Genomic DNA, 17,277 nt, shown 5'->3' with positions numbered 1-17,277 from the left:
CACATGAAGGGTTCAGCAACATGCACGGCACCCCCCACATCAACCCTCCCAGCACCTCCCACAGAGCTGTCAGGCGCATGCCCTCCAAGCTCGTCCCGATCGGCGCGAGCGTCGCCCTCGCGGCAGGCATGCTCGTGACCCTCGGCACCGACACGGCCCACGCAGCCGCCGGTGCCAGCCTCCCCTTCACCTCCGTCGAGGCCGAGTCCGCCACCACCACCGGCACCAGGATCGGCCCCGACTACACCCAGGGCACCCTCGCCTCGGAGGCGTCCGGGCGCCAGGCCGTCCGGCTCACCTCCGGGCAGCGGGTGGAGTTCACCGTGCCGAGCGCGGCCAACGCGGTGAACCTGTCCTACAGCGTCCCCGACGGCCAGTCCGGCTCGCTGGACGTGTACGTCAACGGCACGAAGATCAGCAAGACGCCGGCCGTCACCTCCAAGTACAGCTACATCGACACGAGCTGGATCACCGGCTCGAAGAGCCACCACTTCTTCGACAACTCCCGGCTGCTGCTCGGCCAGAACCTCCAGGCCGGCGACAAGGTCGCCTTCCAGGCCACCAACGTCCAGGTGACCGTCGACGTCGCCGACTTCGAGCAGGTCGCGGGCGCCGCCTCCCAGCCCGCCGGTTCGGTCTCCGTCGTCTCCAAGGGCGCCGACCCGTCCGGCTCGGGCGACTCCACCCAGGCGTTCCGCGACGCCATCTCCGCCGCCCAGGGCGGCACGGTGTGGATCCCGCCGGGTGACTACCGGATCACCTCCTCCCTGAACGGCGTCCAGAACGTCACCCTCCTGGGCGCGGGCAACTGGTACTCGGTGGTGCACACCTCCCGGTTCATCGACCAGACCAGCTCCTCCGGCAACGTCCACATCAAGAACTTCGCGGTCGTCGGAGAGGTCACCGAGCGCGTCGACTCCAACCCCGACAACTTCGTCAACGGCAGCCTGGGGCCGAACAGTTCGGTCTCCGGCATGTGGATCCAGCACATGAAGTGCGGCTTCTGGCTGGTGGGCAACGACGACAACCTTGTCGTCGAGAACAACCGCATCCTCGACACCACCGCCGACGGCCTGAACCTCAACGGGACCGCCAAGGGCGTCCGGGTCCGCAACAACTTCCTCCGCAACCAGGGCGACGACTCGCTCGCCATGTGGTCGCTGCACGCGCCGGACACCGACAGCAGCTTCGAGAACAACACCATCTCGCAGCCAAACCTCGCCAACGGCATAGCCATCTACGGCGGAACGAACATCTCGGTCAAGAACAACCTGATCTCCGACACCAACGCCCTCGGCAGCGGCATCGCGATCTCCAACCAGAAGTTCCTCGACCCCTTCAGCCCGCTCTCCGGCACCATCACCGTCGACGGCAACACTCTGGTCCGCACCGGCGCGATCAACCCCAACTGGAACCACCCCATGGGCGCCCTGCGCGTCGATTCCTTCGACGGCGCCGTCAACGCCACGGTCGACATCACCAACACCACGATCACCGACAGCCCTTACAGCGCCTTCGAGTTCGTCTCCGGCGGCGGGCACGGCTACCGCACCGACAACGTCAACGTCACCGGCGCGACCGTACGCAACACCGGTACGGTTGTCGTCCAGGCCGAGGCCCCGGGCAGCGCCAAGTTCACCAACGTGCAGGCCACCGGCACCGGTTCGGCGGGCGTCTACAACTGCGTCTACCCCGCGGGCTCCGGCAGCTTCACCCTCACCGACGGCGGCGGCAACTCCGGCCTGAACACCACCTGGTCGGACTGCTCCACCTGGCCGCAGCCCAGCCAGGGCAACCCCGCCCCCGACCCGGGCCGCAACCTCGCCAAGGGACAGTCGGCCACCGCGACGGGCTCCCAGGACGGCTACGCCCCCGGCAAGGCGGTCGACGGCAACGCGAACACCTACTGGGAGTCCACCAACAACGCTTTCCCGCAAGCCCTGACGGTCGACCTCGGCGCCTCCTACACCGTGCGCCGGCTGGTGCTGAAGCTGCCGCCGTCCTGGGGTGCCCGTACCCAGACCGTCACGGTGTCCGGCAGCACCAACGGCTCGTCCTACAGCACGGTCGTGGCATCGGCGGGCTACCGCTTCGACCCGGCCGGCGGCAACACGGTCACCGTGGCGCTGCCCGGCAGCACCGACCTGCGGTATCTGCGGCTGGCCGTGAGCGCCAACAACGGCTGGCCGGCAGGCCAGTTCAGTGAGGTGGAGGCGTATCTGACGTCGTGAGCCGGACCTGAGGTGCCCCGCGCTTCGCCTCCTGGATCTGCTCGTAGACATAGGTCCGCACCTCGGCGAAGCGCGGGGCGACACGGGTGTGCAACTGGTCGCGCTCGTCCGCCAGATCGACCTTCAGCTGCTCCTGCACGACGGTCGGCGAGGCGGACAGCACGACCACCCGCTCACCCAGATACACAGCTTCGTCGATGTCGTGCGTGACGAACAGGATGGTCATCCGCCGCTCCCGCCACAGCCGCCGCACCAGATCCTCCAGATCGGCCCGGGTCTGCGCGTCCACCGCCGCGAACGGCTCGTCCATCAGCAGCACATGGGGCTCGTACGCCAGCGCCCGCGCGATCGCCACCCGCTGCTGCATACCGCCGGAAAGCTGCCACGGATACGCCCCGACGTGGCCCGGAGCCTGCTCGACGAGCCCTGAGCCTGGGGTCCGTGGCCTGGCTCCTAGCCCTATCACGCCCGTTGTCGATCACTGGCGGGGCGAAGGGGTGGCGCAGCGTCGTCGCCCGTGCCCCCGCCGTCAAGTACCACCGGTCCTGCCAAGTCGGGACTTCCGACCCTGCGCCGCAAAGCCGTCGCCGTTATGGTTTGAGCCACGTAATGAAACGATTCAATCCGAATCGATCCGAGGAGTTCTGGCGTGGCACAGCGAATGATCTGGAACCAGACCGCGTACTTCGGCCCCGGGGCGATCAAGGAGATCCCCGGCGAGCTGGCCGCCCGCGGCTTCACCAAGGCGCTGGTCGTCTCCGACCAGGTGCTGGTGGACACCGGCGTCACGGCCCGGGTCACCGGCCTGCTCGACGACGCGGGCTTCCCGTACGAGGTCTTCAGCGACGTGGCGCCCAACCCGCCGATCGAGAACGTCAAGAACGGCGTGGCCGCGTTCGCCGCCGCCGGCGCCGATGTGCTGGTCGCGATCGGCGGCGGCTCTCCGCAGGACACCTGCAAGGCGATCGGCATCGTCACCGCCAACCCCGAGTTCTCCGACGTGCGCTCCCTGGAGGGCGTCGCCGCGACGAAGAACCCGTCCGTGCCCATCGTCGCCGTCCCCACCACCGCGGGCACGGCCTCCGAGACGACGATCAACTACGTCATCACCGACACCGAGCGCCAGCGCAAGTTCGTGTGCGTGGACCCGCACGACATCCCGGTCCTCGCGATCGTCGACCCCGAGATGATCGCCACCGCGCCCCGTGCGCTGAAGGTCGCCACCGGCCTGGACGCCCTCACCCACGCCATCGAGGGATATGTCACCAAGGGCGCCTGGGAGCTGTCCGACCTGTTCCACCTCAAGGCCATCCAGGTCATCGCCGCCTCGCTCGCCGCCGCGGCCGACGGCGACCCGGCCGCGACGGACCGTATGGCCCTGGCCCAGTACGTGGCCGGGATGGGTTACTCGAACGTGGGCCTGGGCCTGGTGCACGCCATGGCTCACCCGCTCGGGGCGTTCTACTCGGCCCCGCACGGGGTGGCCAACGGCATCCTGCTGGCGCCGGTCATGAAGTTCAACTCCGACGCCACGGGTGAGAAGTACCGCGACATCGCCGCCGCGTTCGGCGTCGACGTCGCCGAGGGGGACCTGGACAAGGCCCGTGTCGCCGCGGTCGAGGCCGTCGCCGCCCTGACCCGCGACCTGGGCAACCCCACCACGCTGCGCGAGATCGGCGCCCGGGAGGAGGACCTGCCGGCTCTGGCCCGAGCCGCCTACGACGACGTCTGCGCGGGCGGTAACCCGCGCCCGGCCACGGTCGAGGAGATCGAGGCGCTGTACCGCTCGCTCTACTGAGCGCCGCCCCCTGCGGCACGCCGTGACTGGCACGCCCTGACCGGCAGGCCGTGACCGACCTCGTACGACCCGACCGACCCCTGAAACGCCCCCCGGCGCACGGGGTTAGACTCTTCGAAGCGAATTGAATCGTTTCATTTTTGCCCCGCATCTCACCCAAGCAAAGAGGCTTGAGATGGATCTGCAGAGTGGTAGTGCCCCCGCGACAGGACGGAGATCCCTGTCCGGCTACAAGGCGACCATCGCCGTGGCCATGTCCAACTACATCGAGGCCGGATCGATCATCGCCCTGGCGACGTCCCTGTCGCTGTGGCAGGACCGGTTCGGGCTGTCGAACACGGCCGTCGGACTGGCCGCCGCGATCTCGGCGAACGCGTTCGGCGCCGCCATCGGCGCCATGATCGGCGGCCCGCTGGGCGACCGCTACGGCCGGAAGTTCATCTACACCTACGACCTCATCCTGTACATGCTCGGCACGCTGCTGGTGGTCTTCGCCGGTGCGACCTGGATGCTGTTCACCGGCATCGTGCTGACGGGTATCGCGGTCGGCGCCGGTGTCCCGGTGGCCTGGACGTACATCGCCGAGGAGGCACCCACCGAGGAACGTGCCAAGCACGTCGGCACGGCTCAGCTCGCCTGGTCCATCGGCCCGTTCATCGGCTTCGCCCTGGCCACCGCGCTCGTCCCGCTGGGGCTGCTCGGCTCGCGGATCATCTTCGCGCACCTCTTCGTCATCGCGTTCGTCACCTGGTGGGTGCGCCGTGGGCTGTCCGAGTCGGACGTCTGGAAGGAGTCCAACGAGAAGCAGGTCGCCGCAGGCCGCAAACGGCGCGGGCTGCGGGAACTGCTCTCGCTCAAGCAGAACGTCAGGGCGCTGGTGTTCCTGTTCCTCGTCTACGGCCTGTGGAACCTGTGGGCCAGCCAGGCGGGCATCTTCATGCCCCGTATCTACGACACCGCGGGTGTGACGTCCGCCGTCGAGCAGAACCTGCTCCAGGTCCTGGTCTGGGGCCTGACGGTCGCGGCCACCTTCTGGGGCTTCATGAAGTTCGGCGACCGCATGCCGCGCCGGACGCTGTACGGGATCGGCGCCGTGATGGCCGTCGTGGCCTGCGCCCTGCTCGCCTTCGCACCGGGCTCCATGCCCGTGCTCATCGCCTTCGCCGTCATCTGGGGCGTCTCCGCAGGCATCGGTGCCCAGGCCTTCTACGCCCTGTGGACCGCCGAGCTGTTCGCCACCGTCTACCGCTCCTCCGCCCAGGGCGTGCTGTTCTTCGGCGTCCGCATCGCCTGCGGTCTGATCTCCTACGTCATGCCGACGCTGCTGGCCGACAGCGGCGTGCGCTTCGTGGGCGCGCTGATGATGAGCCTCCTGCTGGTCGGCCTGGTCGTGGGCCTGGTATGGGCGCCGGACACCGAGGGCAAGTCCCTCAAGGAGATCGAGTTCGAGCGCTACGGCGACCTGGACGCCGAACTCACCGTCCCCGCCCTGGCCGACGACGCCACGCCGGACGCGGTGGTCTGAGATGCGCGTCTGCTTCGTCTCCCAGGTCGACCCCCGGCACCTGGACGTCTACCGGAAAGCCCACGCCGAGGTGTGGCCGGAGATGCTCCGGGCGCTGCGGGACACCGGATGGCGCGACTACACCCTGCACCTGTCCGACGATGGGCTGCTGGTAGGAGTCGTGGACGTCGACTCCTACGCCGCCGCCCAGGAGCGGATGGCCGCCACCGAGGTCAACGCCCGCTGGCAGGAGGCCATGTCGCGGCTGTTCGCCGCCGACGGCGCCCCCGACGAGGGCATGCGGGTGCTGCCCGAGATCTTCAGTCTTGACGCCCAGCTCATCGCGGCCGGGCTGCCGACGACCCCCCAACCGTCCGCCTGAGACGCCCCCCCAATTGTCCGCCTGAGAGGACCAGTCATGACCACCGCCACCTTCACCCCCGCCGTGCAGCAGGCGCTGCGCGAGCAGACGGTCGAGCTGCCGTCCTGGGCGTTCGGCAACTCCGGCACCCGGTTCAAGGTGTTCGCCACCCCGGGCACCCCGCGCGACCCGTACGAGAAGATCTCCGACGCCGCGCAGGTCCACCACTACACGGGCATCACCCCCCGGGTGTCACTGCACATCCCGTGGGACCTGGTGGACGACTACACCGCACTCGCTGAGCACGCCCGTGACGAGGGCGTGGCGATCTCCGTCATCAACTCCAACCTGTTCCAGGACGACGACTACAAGCTCGGCTCGCTGACCAACCCCGATCCGGCCGTCCGGGCCAAGGCCGTGCGCCACCACCTCCAGTGCCTGGACGTCATGCACGCCACGGGCTCCAAGGAGCTCAAGCTGTGGCTGCCCGACGGCCTCAACTACCCGGGCCAGGACGACCTGGCCGCGCGCCAGGAGCGCCTGGCCGAGTCGCTCCGGCAGATCTACGCGGCGATGGCCGACGACGAGAGGCTGCTGATCGAGTACAAGTTCTTCGAGCCGGCGTTCTACGCCACCGACATCCCCGACTGGGGCACCTCGCTGCTGCACTGCCTGGCCCTGGGGGAGCGCGCCAAGGTCGTGCTCGACACCGGACACCACGCCCCCGGCACCAACATCGAGTTCATCGTCATGCAGCTGCTGCGCGCCGGACGCCTGGGCGCGTTCGACTTCAACTCCCGCTTCTACGCCGACGACGACCTCATGGTCGGTGCCGCGGACCCGTTCCAGCTCTTCAGGATCATGCACGAGATCGTGAAGGCCGGTGCCCTGGCCCCGGCGTCCGGCGTGAACTTCATGCTCGACCAGTGCCACAACATCGAGTCCAAGATCCAGGGCCAGATCCGCTCGGTGATGAACGTGCAGGAAGCCACGGCCAAGGCGCTGCTGGTCGACACCGAGGCACTGACCGAGGCGCAGCGCACCGGGGACGTCATCGCCGCCAACGGCGTGCTGATGGACGCCTACCACACCGATGTGCGCCCGGCGCTCGCCGAACTCCGCGAGGCACAGGGCCGCGACGGCGACCCGCTGGCCGCGTTCCGTGCCTCGGGGTACGAGAAGAAGGTGGCCGACGAGCGCGTGGGCGGCACGCAGGCCGGCTGGGGTGCCTGAGATGACCACCGCGACGGCCACGGCGCGGGTCGCCGCCGTCGACCTCGGAGCCACCTCGGGGCGGGTGATGGCCATCGAGGTCGGCCCCGGCGGCCTCACCGCCACCGAGGCGCACCGCTTCCCCAACGGGGCGACCGACGCCGGCGGTTACCTCGTGTGGGACTTCGAGGCCCTGCTCGCGGGCGTCGTCGAGGGACTGCGCCGGGCCGCCGCGACCGGCCCGGTGCACTCGGTCGGCATAGACACCTGGGGCGTCGACTACGGGCTTCTCGACGCCTTTGGGAACCTGCTCGGTGCGCCCGTCAGCTACCGCGACGGGCGCACAGAGCAGGCGGTCGAACTGCTGGGCCGACGGATCGGGACCGATGAGCTGTACGCCATCACCGGCATCCAGCACCAGCGGTTCAACACCGTCTACCAGCTCGCCGCCGAGGCCGCCGGGCTCGCCCCCGGCGACCAGGTGCCCGGCCGCGACCGGCCGACCCACGCCGAGCGGCTGCTCCTGATGCCCGACCTGATCGCGCACGCCCTGACCGGTGTCGCCGTCACCGAGCTCACCAACGCCTCTACCACCGGCATGCTCGACGCGGCCACCCGCTCCTGGTCGCCACGCGTGCTCGACGCGCTCGGCATCGACAAGGACCTGCTCGGCGACCTCGTCGAGCCGGGCACCGTCGTCGGCCCGGTGACCGAGGCGATCGCCGCGGCCACCGGGCTCGTTCCCGGGACGCCCGTGATCGCCGTCGGCTCCCACGACACCGCCTCGGCGGTGGCCGCGGTGCCCGGGCTGCGCCGCGGCACGGTGTTCATCTCGTCCGGCACCTGGTCGCTGGTCGGGCTCGAACTGGACGCGCCGATCCTCAGCCCCGACAGCCGCGACGCGAACTTCACCAACGAACTCGGTGTCGACGGCACGGTGCGCTATCTGCGCAATGTCGCCGGCCTGTGGCTGCTGTCGGAGTGCCAGCGCGAGTGGGCCGCCGCCGGTGATATGGCCGAGCTGCCCGCCCTGCTGGCGGCAGCGGCCGTCGAGCCCGTCGGCGCCGCGCTCGTACGGGCCGACGACGACGCGTTCCTCGCCCCCGGCGGCATGCCGCGCCGGATCGCCGAGGCCGTCTCCCGCGCCGGCGGGCCTGCCCCGCAGACACAGGGCCAGACGGTGCGCTGCATCGTCGACTCCCTCGCCCTGTCCTACGCCACGGCCGTGCGCGAGGCCGCCGAACTGTCCGCCACCCCGGTCGACGCCATACGCATCGTCGGTGGCGGCTCGCGCAACCACCTGCTCTGCCAGGCCACCGCCGACGCCACCGGCCTGGTCGTGCACGCGGGCCCGGCCGAGGGGACCGCCCTCGGCAACGCCCTCGTCCAGGCCCGCGCCCTCGGCGTGCTCACCGGAGGACTCGACGCGCTGCGCGACGTCGTCGCCGCCTCCCACCCCGTCACCACCTACACCCCCGACCCCAGCTCCCCCCTCGCTCGAAAGGCCATGCCATGACCACCCCTCGCCCCGTCCGCGCCATCCTCGATGAGATGGGCAAGGCCGGTGTCCGGCTCGACACCATCCACGCCTGCGAGGCCGGCGCCGGGAACATCTCCGTCGCCCTGCCGACCCCCGCCGACCTCGCCGAGACGTTCCCGAACGCAGAGGCGTTCGAGCTGCCCGGTCCCGCCCCCGCGCTCCTCGGGTGGACGGTCCTGGTCACCGGCTCGGGCCAGCGGCTGCGCGACATCGCGGCCGTCCCCACCGCGGCGGTCGCCGCCGTCAGCATCGCCGCCGACGGCTCGGCGACCCTGCGCTCCGCGGACAACCGGGCTTACGCCCGCCCCACCAGCGAGTTCAACTCGCACCTGGCCGTGCACAACGACCAGATCGGCAGCCGTGGCCTGACCGACCCGCACGCCGTGGTGCACGCCCAGCCGCCCTACCTGGTCGCGCTCAGCCACCACGGCCCGGCCGACTCGGTGAAGTTCTCCCGGCAGATCCTGCGCTGGGAGCCGGAGACCGTCGTCCAGCTCCCCGAGGGCGTCGGCTTCCTGGAGTTCATGGTCCCCGGCTCCAAGAAGCTCCAGGAGTCGTCGGTCGCGGGGCTGCGCGAGGCCCGCATCGTCGTCTGGGCCAAGCACGGCCTGCTGGCCCGCTCCGACGACGGTCCCCTCAAGGCCGTCGACCTCATCGAGTACGCCGAGACCGGTGCGATGTACGAGGCCCTCAACACCCAGACCGGCTCGCCGAGCCAGGGCCTGACCGACGACGAACTGCGCGCCGTCATCGAGGCGTTCGACGTCAAGACGACGCTGTACTGACGCCGCGGTTCCTGCGCGGAAGCCCTGTCACCCGTACTGAAGAACGCCCGTCCCGGCCGGCCCGGGGCGGGCGTCCGGGTTCGGCGGCTCCGTCCGGGGGCTGCCCTGCGGGTGCGGGTTGGGGGCGCCGGGGGCTTCCGCGCGGGAAGCGACGGTGACATACGGATCACGGGGTTCGGTCGGCCTGACCCCCTGCTGATGGGCGGGACGCGGAGCCGGTCGCCGCCGCTTTGGTCCACGGGCTTCGTGCCAGCAGACCTGTGGTGGACAGGTGCAGTACGTTCACGACGAGGATCGCCGGTGCCACGATCGCCACGGCGTCGGGCAGGCTGGGCTCCAGAAGGAGCGCCAGGATGATGGCCGTGATGCCGTTCTGCTGGCTCAGACAGAGCGCCGCCCGGTCATGGCGCGGCAGACCGACGCCGACCACGGCGGCCACGAGGATCTGCGCCGCGAAGGTGGCGGCCCCCAGGATCGTCCCGGCAAGGGGGTCGGCACCTCCGGCCAGCAGCACCCCCAGCAGCAAGGTGGCCACGACCAGCGCGGCATTGGTCACCCGCCCGAGCCACGCACCCAGTTCGGGCCGGAAGAACAGCGCCGACAACGCGAGCCCGAGCATGAGGAACTGCCAGGTGGCCGTGGCCAGCAGCGCGACCAGGGCGGCGTACCGGAGCAGGCGGCGGATCCGCCACAGCCGGTTCGTGCCCCGGTGCGAGGCGGTTCCGGCGGCCGGACCGCGTTGCCGCAGGACCGCCCACACCGCCCCGGCCACCACCAGGAGGGCCAGGTTTCCGAGCAGGGTCGTGGCGTAGTCCTGGGCGCCGGAGGCGACGCTCGCGCTGCCGTCCAGGACCATCGATCCGATCACCACCACGAGGACGGTGGTCACCGGATCGTCGAACGAGGCCCAGGCCGCCAGCAGAGACTTCGCACGCGGCGACATGTCCCGGTTCTCCAGCATCGCGGACACCGACAACGGGTCGATCTGCGCCATGGCGACGGCCAGGACGAGATACTCGGTATCGCGGGGGAAGGCCAGCCACAGCACCGCGGCAACGAACGCGGCCTTGACCACGACGCCGAAGGTGATCGCGACGACGATCCGGTAGAGATCCCCCCTCTCCTGCGGACGGCGGATGCCCTGGGCGCTGCCGTAGAGCCCGACCGCGAGAAGACCCGAACTGAGCCAGCCGTACAGCCCCCCGTGCGCCCGGACGTCGAGAGTCAGCCACTGGCCGACGAGACAGCCGGCACCGGCCAGGGACAAGGGCAGGACGAGCGGGCGCAACAGTGTCCCCAGGACCGCGGGTGCCCTTGGCCGTTCAGGGCCGCTTTCGTGGGGAGACATCGCCGCCAACGTCTCTTCGGGCCCGCCACGTGTCACCACGTCAGACCTCGTCCAGCTCGTTCCCGAGCCGTGCGACCGCCTGATCCGCCTCCGGGACCCGGGACTGGTCGAGTGTCACGCCCATCAGGAACCGCCCGCCGGGGAGGGCGTGGAAGTACACGGCACCCTGTTCCACGTCCAGGACCACCTGGATGAGCTCGCCCCGCAGGATCGCCCGCAAGGACAGGTTCATGCGCCGGACGACACCGGGCAGCAGTTGGCCGAGCCGACCGTACCGGCTGCGGCGCTGGTCCGGGGTCTGAAGGTGGAAGAAGCTGCCGAGCCCGGGATGGCCGAAGATGTCGTAGCCCCACACTGTCGTCGAGGAGTGGTGATACGCGATGTAGTGCAGCCCCTGAACGCCGAGTGCCGATCGCAGGGCTTCCTCGACACCTGGCGGCGGTGCCGGGGAGCCCGGCCGGTTGTCGGCCACGAAACGGTCGGCCGGTAAGGAGGCGCCCGGGAGAGAGCCCACTGGCGGAGAGTCGACCGGAGGTGAGTCCTCCGGCAGGCGGAGGGGGCCGGACGGGGGAACGGACGCGGTGTCGGGCGCGCCGGCCCACGCCTCGTCGTTGAACCACGAGCCGTAGTTCAACGGGCTGTAGCGCGCCGGTCGCCTAAGGCCGTTGACGCATGCCGCCATCCTGGCGTCCAGTTCGTCGAGGCGTTTCACGGCGGCGGTGGCACCGTAGAGATGGAATCCGGGCTCCACCATGTAATAGAGAACTGCGCCCGTCGGTACGCGCAATACTGTGCGAATGAGTGCGCCGGTGCGCAACGCGGCGAAATCCGGACCGAGTTCTTCCAGAATGTAATACAGCTGACGCCCGGCTCGTTCATGGTCGGCGGATTCCGGGGAAAGCGCGGACTCACCGCCCGGTGACTGCTCGAATGCGTCCAGGATGACCGTGGTCGTGTCGTAGTCGTAGAGCACCAGATGTGCCAGCCCCTCGTGGTCGAGCAACTGGCGTAACTGCTCGGCGAGTTCTGCCATCTGCGGTGTCTCCCCCTGCGGAAAACGAATCGTCGTGCACACGGGGACGCCCCGGGAGTCAGACACCGTGGACCTCCAGATCCGCGCCGAGCCTCCGATAGGGGTCGGCCAGCAGCGCGGCCGCCAGAGGGTGTCCCCCAGGGAGTCGTTCGGAGACCAGGCCCCCGAGGATTGCCCATGAGGCGTCCTGCTCCTCCGGCCCGGAGTCCAGGCGGTTGGCCAACGCTCTCAGCGTCACCGGATGTCCCTCCCCCCAAGCTGCGTCCTGCGCGCACTCCTCGTGGATGCCGATGTCCTCCGTGCTGGTGTCCTTCCCCAGCGTGCTCAGGCAGTTGTTCTGGTTCATGCGCGCGACGAGCGCGTACCGATGACCGGCGTCGAACGTCTTCTCCAGCTGGTACACCGCTTTGCGTGCGTGCGAGAGTGCCGTTTCCGGGTCCCCGGCCGCCAGTAGGTAAACGGACATGTTGTTGAGGCAGATGCTCGTGAAGGGGTGGGTGTCACCGTAGACGCCCGTGTAACGGTGGTGCAGATCCGGCATGCTGTCCGCCGCGTCCGAGGACCGGCCGGAGGCGTGCAGGCCGATCGCGATGGACAGATCGCAGGCCATGGTGCTGGGGTGCCGGTCCCCCCACTGCCGGCAGCCCGCCCGCGCGTCCTGCAGCCGTCTGAGACCCTCGTCGTGGTCCCCTCTGCGGACCATGGTCATGCCGAGGCTGGCCAGAGCGCTCAGGTAATGGTCGGAGCCCTTTCCGGTGAGCTTCCGGAAGCGGTCGCAGCTGTGTGTCAAATACCGCTCGGAGTCCGCCAGATCGCCGAGCTCACGCAGGTATGTGCCGAGATTCGCGTACGAGATCCAGGGCCGGAAGTCGTCCTTGCCGAACAGCCGCTTGCGGGTCCAGTGCACCTGGCGTTCCAGGTCGATGGCGGCCTTGACCGTTCCCGCGTAGAACTGGGACAGCGCCAGGTTCATGGCGGCGTCGAGCGTGGCGTTGCGCTCCTCGCCGAACCCCTTGTCGAGGCCGTGGTAGGTCCGCCTGTCCTCGTCGAACGCGTCCCTGAAACGACCGGTGGCCCGCAGGTCGGCCGCGTAGCCACGAGCGGCCATCAGGGTGTACACGTCTTGGCTGTTGCGTTCGCGCTGGATGGTGACCGAATGCTGGGACAGCGACAGCGCCCGCCGATAGTCGCCCAGGGCGCGGCAGGCCGCCGCCACTTCTGTCTCCAGGCGCAGCACGCTGGTGTGGCTGTCGCCCAGCGCCGGATCCGCGCGCCAGCGGGTCAGGACACGCTCGCCGAGGCGGCGCGCATCCGTCCACCGCTGCGACGTACGCCGGTGATAGACCTGGCTGACGAGCCAGCGGTGCACCTGCGGATCGTCGCTCTCCAGCGCGCGGGAGGGCTCCAGATGCCGGTCGAGCTCGGCGAATCGTCTGCGGTGCTCCGGTTCGTGCCGCTGGAGGTCCGTGGGCACCATGGCCGCCAGTACCGACAGGACCTCGGCGCGGGTCTCCGCCCGCTCCTGCGGGGTCATCCAGCCGCGTACCAGGTCCTGCAGGATCCGGTGGACCTTCAGCCGCCCGGCCTTGGGGTCCACCACGGCGAAGGTCGTGACCGAGAGCTGGTGCAGCACGCCCCCCAGCCGGAGCGTGTCCTTGAGATGCTCGTCGAACCGGGACAGCCGCTCGATCATGCCGTCGGACTCGATGACCGGCATGCCCACCCCCTCCGCCGACAGGAAGGAGCACAGGTCCAGCAGCCGGGCGGCGGCGGGGTGCTGCCGGCGCAACCGCTCGTAGAGCACCCGGTAGACCGTGTCCATCGTGCGGTACAGCGGGCCGACCTCACCCGGGGCCTCGGACTCCCGTCGGTCGATCAGGGCGATGTACACGTCTGTCTGCGCCGGATACGAACGCAGTTCCGCCATCACGGTGTTGAGCATCAGCGGATGGTCGCCGAAGCGTGCGGCCAGCCGGTTCAGGGCGTCGAGTTCGGCTCCCGGGAGCCCGCTCCGAAGGAGGTGCAGGCTCTCCGCGCGGGTCAGCGACTCGATGTGCTGGATCCTGAACCCGGGGGGCCAGGTGGGAACCTGAGAGGTGATCAGCACATGGCCGGGCCCGGTGGTCGGCAGGAACGGTTCGAGGACCTCGCTGCCCGGGGCCCCGTCGAAGACGAGCAGCCAGCGGGAGCAGTACCTTCCGGTGCGGAGGTCCGTCAGCAGGGCGGCAGGGTCGTCGCCGCTGCGCGCACCGCCCTTGGCGGCGTTGAGCTCCTGGGCCAGGGTGCGCAACGCGGCCCGGATCGAGTCCGCGCTGCCGGCCGGGATCCATGACACCAGGTCGTACTGGGAGGCGAAGCGGTGCGCGTACTCAAGGGCCAGCTCGCGTTTGCCGGCGCCCTTCATGCCGTACAGCACCCGCGGAGCGACATGTTCGGCCGCCGAGAACACGAACCCCTCGCGCAATTCCGCGAGTTGCCTGGTCCGTCCGACGAAGCCGGTGTTGCGCATCGGCAGATGCACCACCTCCGGCTGGCGGCCGGGGAAGCGGGTGTGCTCCGCCGGGCGGAACGGGGCGCCGGAGACCTCCGGGGGAAAGCGGGAGAGCAGCGTACGGTGGGCCGCGCGTTCCTCCTCCTCGGAGAGGTTGACGGCGTCCGGCCAGTCGAAGTGCGGGACGAGCCGCGCGGTGCTGATCCGCAGGCCCATGACCTTCGGCGGGCGTGCACCCCCCAGCGGCGCACCCGGTGTGTCCCCTGGTGAGGCCCCCACCGCCAGGCTCGCGATCGCACGGCCCGCCGCGGTGCCTTCGAGACGGCGGGAGAGCAGGGCGACGATGTAGTCGCAGTCGTACTCGAGGCCGTGGTCCGGCCCGAACTCCAGGCCCTCGCTCGATTCGGTGCCGTCCGTCACCGGGCCGGCCACCGGCCGGCCGGGGACGGGATCGGCCTGGTCGGTCTCCGGCCTGGCCTGCCGCACCGTGACTCCGGCGGCGGTGAGTTGCTCGCCGATCCAGTCGCCCCAGAGCTGGTAGTCGGGGGAGTGGAGCACGGTCACGGTCAGGGGTACGGCATCCCGGTCCCGCTGCCCGGTCCAGGCGGCGTACAGATCGCGCTGTGTCTTCGGCGTCAGGTCGAACCCGGTCACGGCACCGTCGGTGATCCGGCGGGCGGCCTTGACGCAGGCGTGCAGCAGGGTGTGCTGCTGGCGCGGGTCCTCGATCATGACGGCGAGTTCCTCGCCGAAGGCGAAACGCGGCTTGTGGGGGATCAGCACGTCGTTCCAGTACGCGTCTAGCGACTCCTCGTCGGTGATGCCCAGGTACGCGTCGAGGGCCGTGCGGGCGTCGGAGAGGGCGCGTTCGACGCGCGTCGGCTCCATGACGGTGTCGACGCGCAGGGGCAGCACATGGATCGCGATGGGCCGGGGCTCCGCCTCGACCAGCCGCGCGATGTCCCGGGCGCCCGTGATGGCCGTCGGGCTCAGACCGAGGCCGATGACCACGGTGTCGGGCAGCGCGAGCGTGCAGACGGCGGCGTCCGCGGAGAACCCGGCGTGGCTGTCGATCAGGATGTAGTCGTAGTCGCTCCCGCACATCCGGGACCGCAGGGCGGCCAGGAACTCCCTGCCGTCGTCGGTGCCCCGGAACCGGTCCCAGTCGAAGTCGTGCAGCCGTCGGCGGTAGGTGCGGTCCTGCCGTCCCGGGCCCAGGTAGCACAGCTGCCCGCCGTTCGGGAATTCGTAGTGGACGTCGACGTCGTAGCGATTGAAGTGGGTGTGCTGGGCGTGCAGTGCCCGCAGATTCTCCGCTCCGCGTTCCTGGCTGGTCGCCTCGGCCGCGAAGGCGGCGAACATCTCCAGGAGCCCGTCGCTGGTGCTCAGATCGCGGCTCGGGAGGTACTGGGAGTAGTACCGGTGCAGGGAGGGATCCTCCAGATCCCAGTCGACGGTGAGTACCGACTTGCCCTGACTGGCCATGATCCAGGCGATGTTCGCCAGTGCCATGGTGCGGCCCACGCCCGCCTTGGTGGAGGCGAAGGTGATGATTTTCGTCTGCCGACCGGGTGTGCTCATCCCCCGCCCCACGATTCCCTGGGTGTGCCACTGACCAACGGCGGCCAGGTCCCGCGGTTCCGGAACCAGCCCGCCCGTTCACGCTCTTTGCGCCGGATCCGGTCCGCTCTGTTCTCCACCGGCGCCCGTTCGTCCGGTCTGTCCGACGAGGGCTCCTCCTCCCCGGCCTCGGCGAAGGCGTCGGCGAGTACCGCGGCAAGGGCGTGCGCGAGCGAGTCCGGGGAGCCCGCCTCGTGGTGTGCGGCGCCCAGTTGCCGCGCCGGAGTCCGGGCCAGCGCCTCCCGCAGCCGGTCCTCGTTGCTCCGGCTCTCCTCGTCCGCGCGCGCCAGCACGGTGACGACCGCCGCGACATGCGCCCCCGAACGCGCCAGTCGCTCCCATTGCTCCGAAAAGGATGAATCGCCGGTCAGCCACGGGTCGACGAGCACCACGACGACGGCGGACGCCGTGATCCGGCTCAGCGGATCCGGCCCGGGTCTGTCCAGGGTCACCACGGTCAGCCGCTCGGCACCGCAGGCGTACGCCGTGCGTGCGGCGACGGCGGCCGCGGGCTCCTCGCTGTGCGGGCGGAACGGACGCCACTCCTCGGCGGCCTCCGCGTAGGTGTCGACGGACTCGCGCAGCCCAGCCATCCGGGCCCTGGTTCCGGCCAGGAGGGCCAGCACCAGATGGCGCTCGGCCGGCCGGCTCGGCTCGGGGGAGATCGGCTCGCGTACGGTGTGCCGCGGGTGCGCCGGGCCGAAGCAGGGCGCCACCGTGACGCTCTCGGCCTGCGGCATGGCGGGCAGCGGTGTCCGCGCCGCACGGATCAGCAGTTGGGCCACCCGGCGTACCAGGCCGCGGTACCGTTCCCCGGCATCGGGGTCGCGCTGCAGACCGGCCACGCCCGGTCCCTGATAGCCCTCCCCGAGGTCGTCCAGGAGCCGGCCGGTCTGTGCCACCGTACGGGGCAGCACCAGGGAGTCGGCCCGCCACAGGACCCCGATCAGGGCATCGTCCGGTTCCCCGGTGCGCCAGAGCCGGCGCTGCATGCGTTCACGGAAGACCGACCACTCCATGGCACACTGGGCGTCGTCCAGGTAGTCGGCCGAGTAGAGCACCAGAAGGGTGCGGCAGGCCAGGACGGCGGGGTCGGGCCCGAGGGCGGGCTCGGCGCGCTGCAGACTGCCCTCGGCACGGGGATGACGGCCGATCATGCCGTAGATCTCGTGCTGGACATGGAAGTGGAACCGCTGGACCGGCCCTCTGTCGCCGGTCGCACCGGCATAACTCGTATAGAACAACGGCCCCACAGCACCCCCCCAAGGGACCAGCCTCCCCTTCGACGACGGCTTGGCGCCGCCCCATTGCCCCACATCGGCGTCGGCCTGTCCGTCGGATCGCCCGAACCTGT

Annotated in this window: 12 protein-coding genes; 7 read left to right on the top strand and 5 right to left on the bottom strand. The window is 70.2% G+C overall.

All coding sequences use genetic code 11. The features are described 5' to 3' along the window. The first annotated feature begins 77 nt into the window (after positions 1 to 77). Complete coding sequence (locus ACSYGN_RS06470; protein WP_460392752.1) at positions 78 to 2,231, top strand: discoidin domain-containing protein; 2,154 nt, start codon at positions 78 to 80, stop codon at positions 2,229 to 2,231. On the opposite strand, the gene ACSYGN_RS06465 is transcribed toward ACSYGN_RS06470, so the two are convergent. Then, complete coding sequence (locus tag ACSYGN_RS06465) at positions 2,200 to 2,697, bottom strand: ABC transporter ATP-binding protein (RefSeq protein WP_460392750.1); 498 nt, start codon at positions 2,695 to 2,697, stop codon at positions 2,200 to 2,202. The genes ACSYGN_RS06470 and ACSYGN_RS06465 overlap by 32 nt on opposite strands. A gap of 183 nt (positions 2,698 to 2,880) precedes the next feature. On the opposite strand from ACSYGN_RS06465, the gene fucO reads away from it, so the two are divergent. The 6 genes from fucO to ACSYGN_RS06435 all read left to right on the top strand — a co-directional run bounded on the left by fucO (position 2,881) and on the right by ACSYGN_RS06435 (position 9,431). Continuing rightward, the gene (gene fucO, locus ACSYGN_RS06460; RefSeq protein WP_460392748.1) at positions 2,881 to 4,029 is read left to right on the top strand and encodes a lactaldehyde reductase; all 1,149 of its coding nucleotides are present in this window, start codon (positions 2,881 to 2,883) and stop codon (positions 4,027 to 4,029) included. A gap of 175 nt (positions 4,030 to 4,204) precedes the next feature. Beyond that, the gene (locus tag ACSYGN_RS06455) at positions 4,205 to 5,554 is read left to right on the top strand and encodes an MFS transporter (protein WP_460392746.1); all 1,350 of its coding nucleotides are present in this window, start codon (positions 4,205 to 4,207) and stop codon (positions 5,552 to 5,554) included. A 1-nt stretch (position 5,555) separates the two neighbouring features. Further along, positions 5,556 to 5,915 carry an L-rhamnose mutarotase gene (locus ACSYGN_RS06450; RefSeq protein WP_460392744.1) on the top strand — a complete coding sequence of 120 codons (360 nt, stop codon included), beginning with the start codon at positions 5,556 to 5,558 and terminating at the stop codon, positions 5,913 to 5,915. A 36-nt stretch (positions 5,916 to 5,951) separates the two neighbouring features. After that, positions 5,952 to 7,127, top strand: a complete 1,176-nt coding sequence (rhaI, locus tag ACSYGN_RS06445; RefSeq protein ID WP_460392742.1) for an L-rhamnose isomerase — start codon at positions 5,952 to 5,954, stop codon at positions 7,125 to 7,127. A gap of 1 nt (position 7,128) precedes the next feature. Next, on the top strand, positions 7,129 to 8,622 hold the full coding sequence (locus ACSYGN_RS06440; RefSeq protein ID WP_460392740.1) for a rhamnulokinase: 1,494 nt from the start codon (positions 7,129 to 7,131) through the stop codon (positions 8,620 to 8,622). Beyond that, a complete protein-coding gene (locus tag ACSYGN_RS06435) occupies positions 8,619 to 9,431 on the top strand; it encodes a class II aldolase/adducin family protein (protein WP_460392738.1) in 813 nt (270 codons plus the stop codon). Before ACSYGN_RS06440 ends, ACSYGN_RS06435 begins: the two co-directional genes overlap by 4 nt. Before the next feature lie 166 nt (positions 9,432 to 9,597). Here ACSYGN_RS06435 and ACSYGN_RS06430 read toward each other — a convergent pair whose 3' ends face one another. Genes ACSYGN_RS06430 through fsxC form a run of 4 tightly spaced genes read right to left on the bottom strand, consistent with a single transcriptional unit; the run spans position 9,598 to position 17,167 of the window. Next, the gene (locus ACSYGN_RS06430; protein ID WP_460392736.1) at positions 9,598 to 10,779 is read right to left on the bottom strand and encodes a hypothetical protein; all 1,182 of its coding nucleotides are present in this window, start codon (positions 10,777 to 10,779) and stop codon (positions 9,598 to 9,600) included. A 40-nt stretch (positions 10,780 to 10,819) separates the two neighbouring features. Then, a complete protein-coding gene (locus ACSYGN_RS06425; RefSeq protein WP_460392734.1) occupies positions 10,820 to 11,812 on the bottom strand; it encodes a hypothetical protein in 993 nt (330 codons plus the stop codon). A gap of 58 nt (positions 11,813 to 11,870) precedes the next feature. Continuing rightward, complete coding sequence (gene fxsT, locus ACSYGN_RS06420) at positions 11,871 to 15,884, bottom strand: FxSxx-COOH system tetratricopeptide repeat protein (RefSeq protein ID WP_460392732.1); 4,014 nt, start codon at positions 15,882 to 15,884, stop codon at positions 11,871 to 11,873. Continuing rightward, positions 15,881 to 17,167 (bottom strand): FxsC protein, encoded by a 1,287-nt coding sequence (gene fsxC / locus ACSYGN_RS06415; protein WP_460392730.1) that lies wholly within the window; start codon positions 17,165 to 17,167, stop codon positions 15,881 to 15,883. Before fsxC ends, fxsT begins: the two co-directional genes overlap by 4 nt. Positions 17,168 to 17,277: the final 110 nt, after the last annotated feature.

Source organism: Streptomyces sp. YIM S03343 (assembly GCF_054729195.1).
Note: the sequence above shows the minus strand (reverse complement) of the source record. Positions and strands in the feature narration are given on the sequence as shown.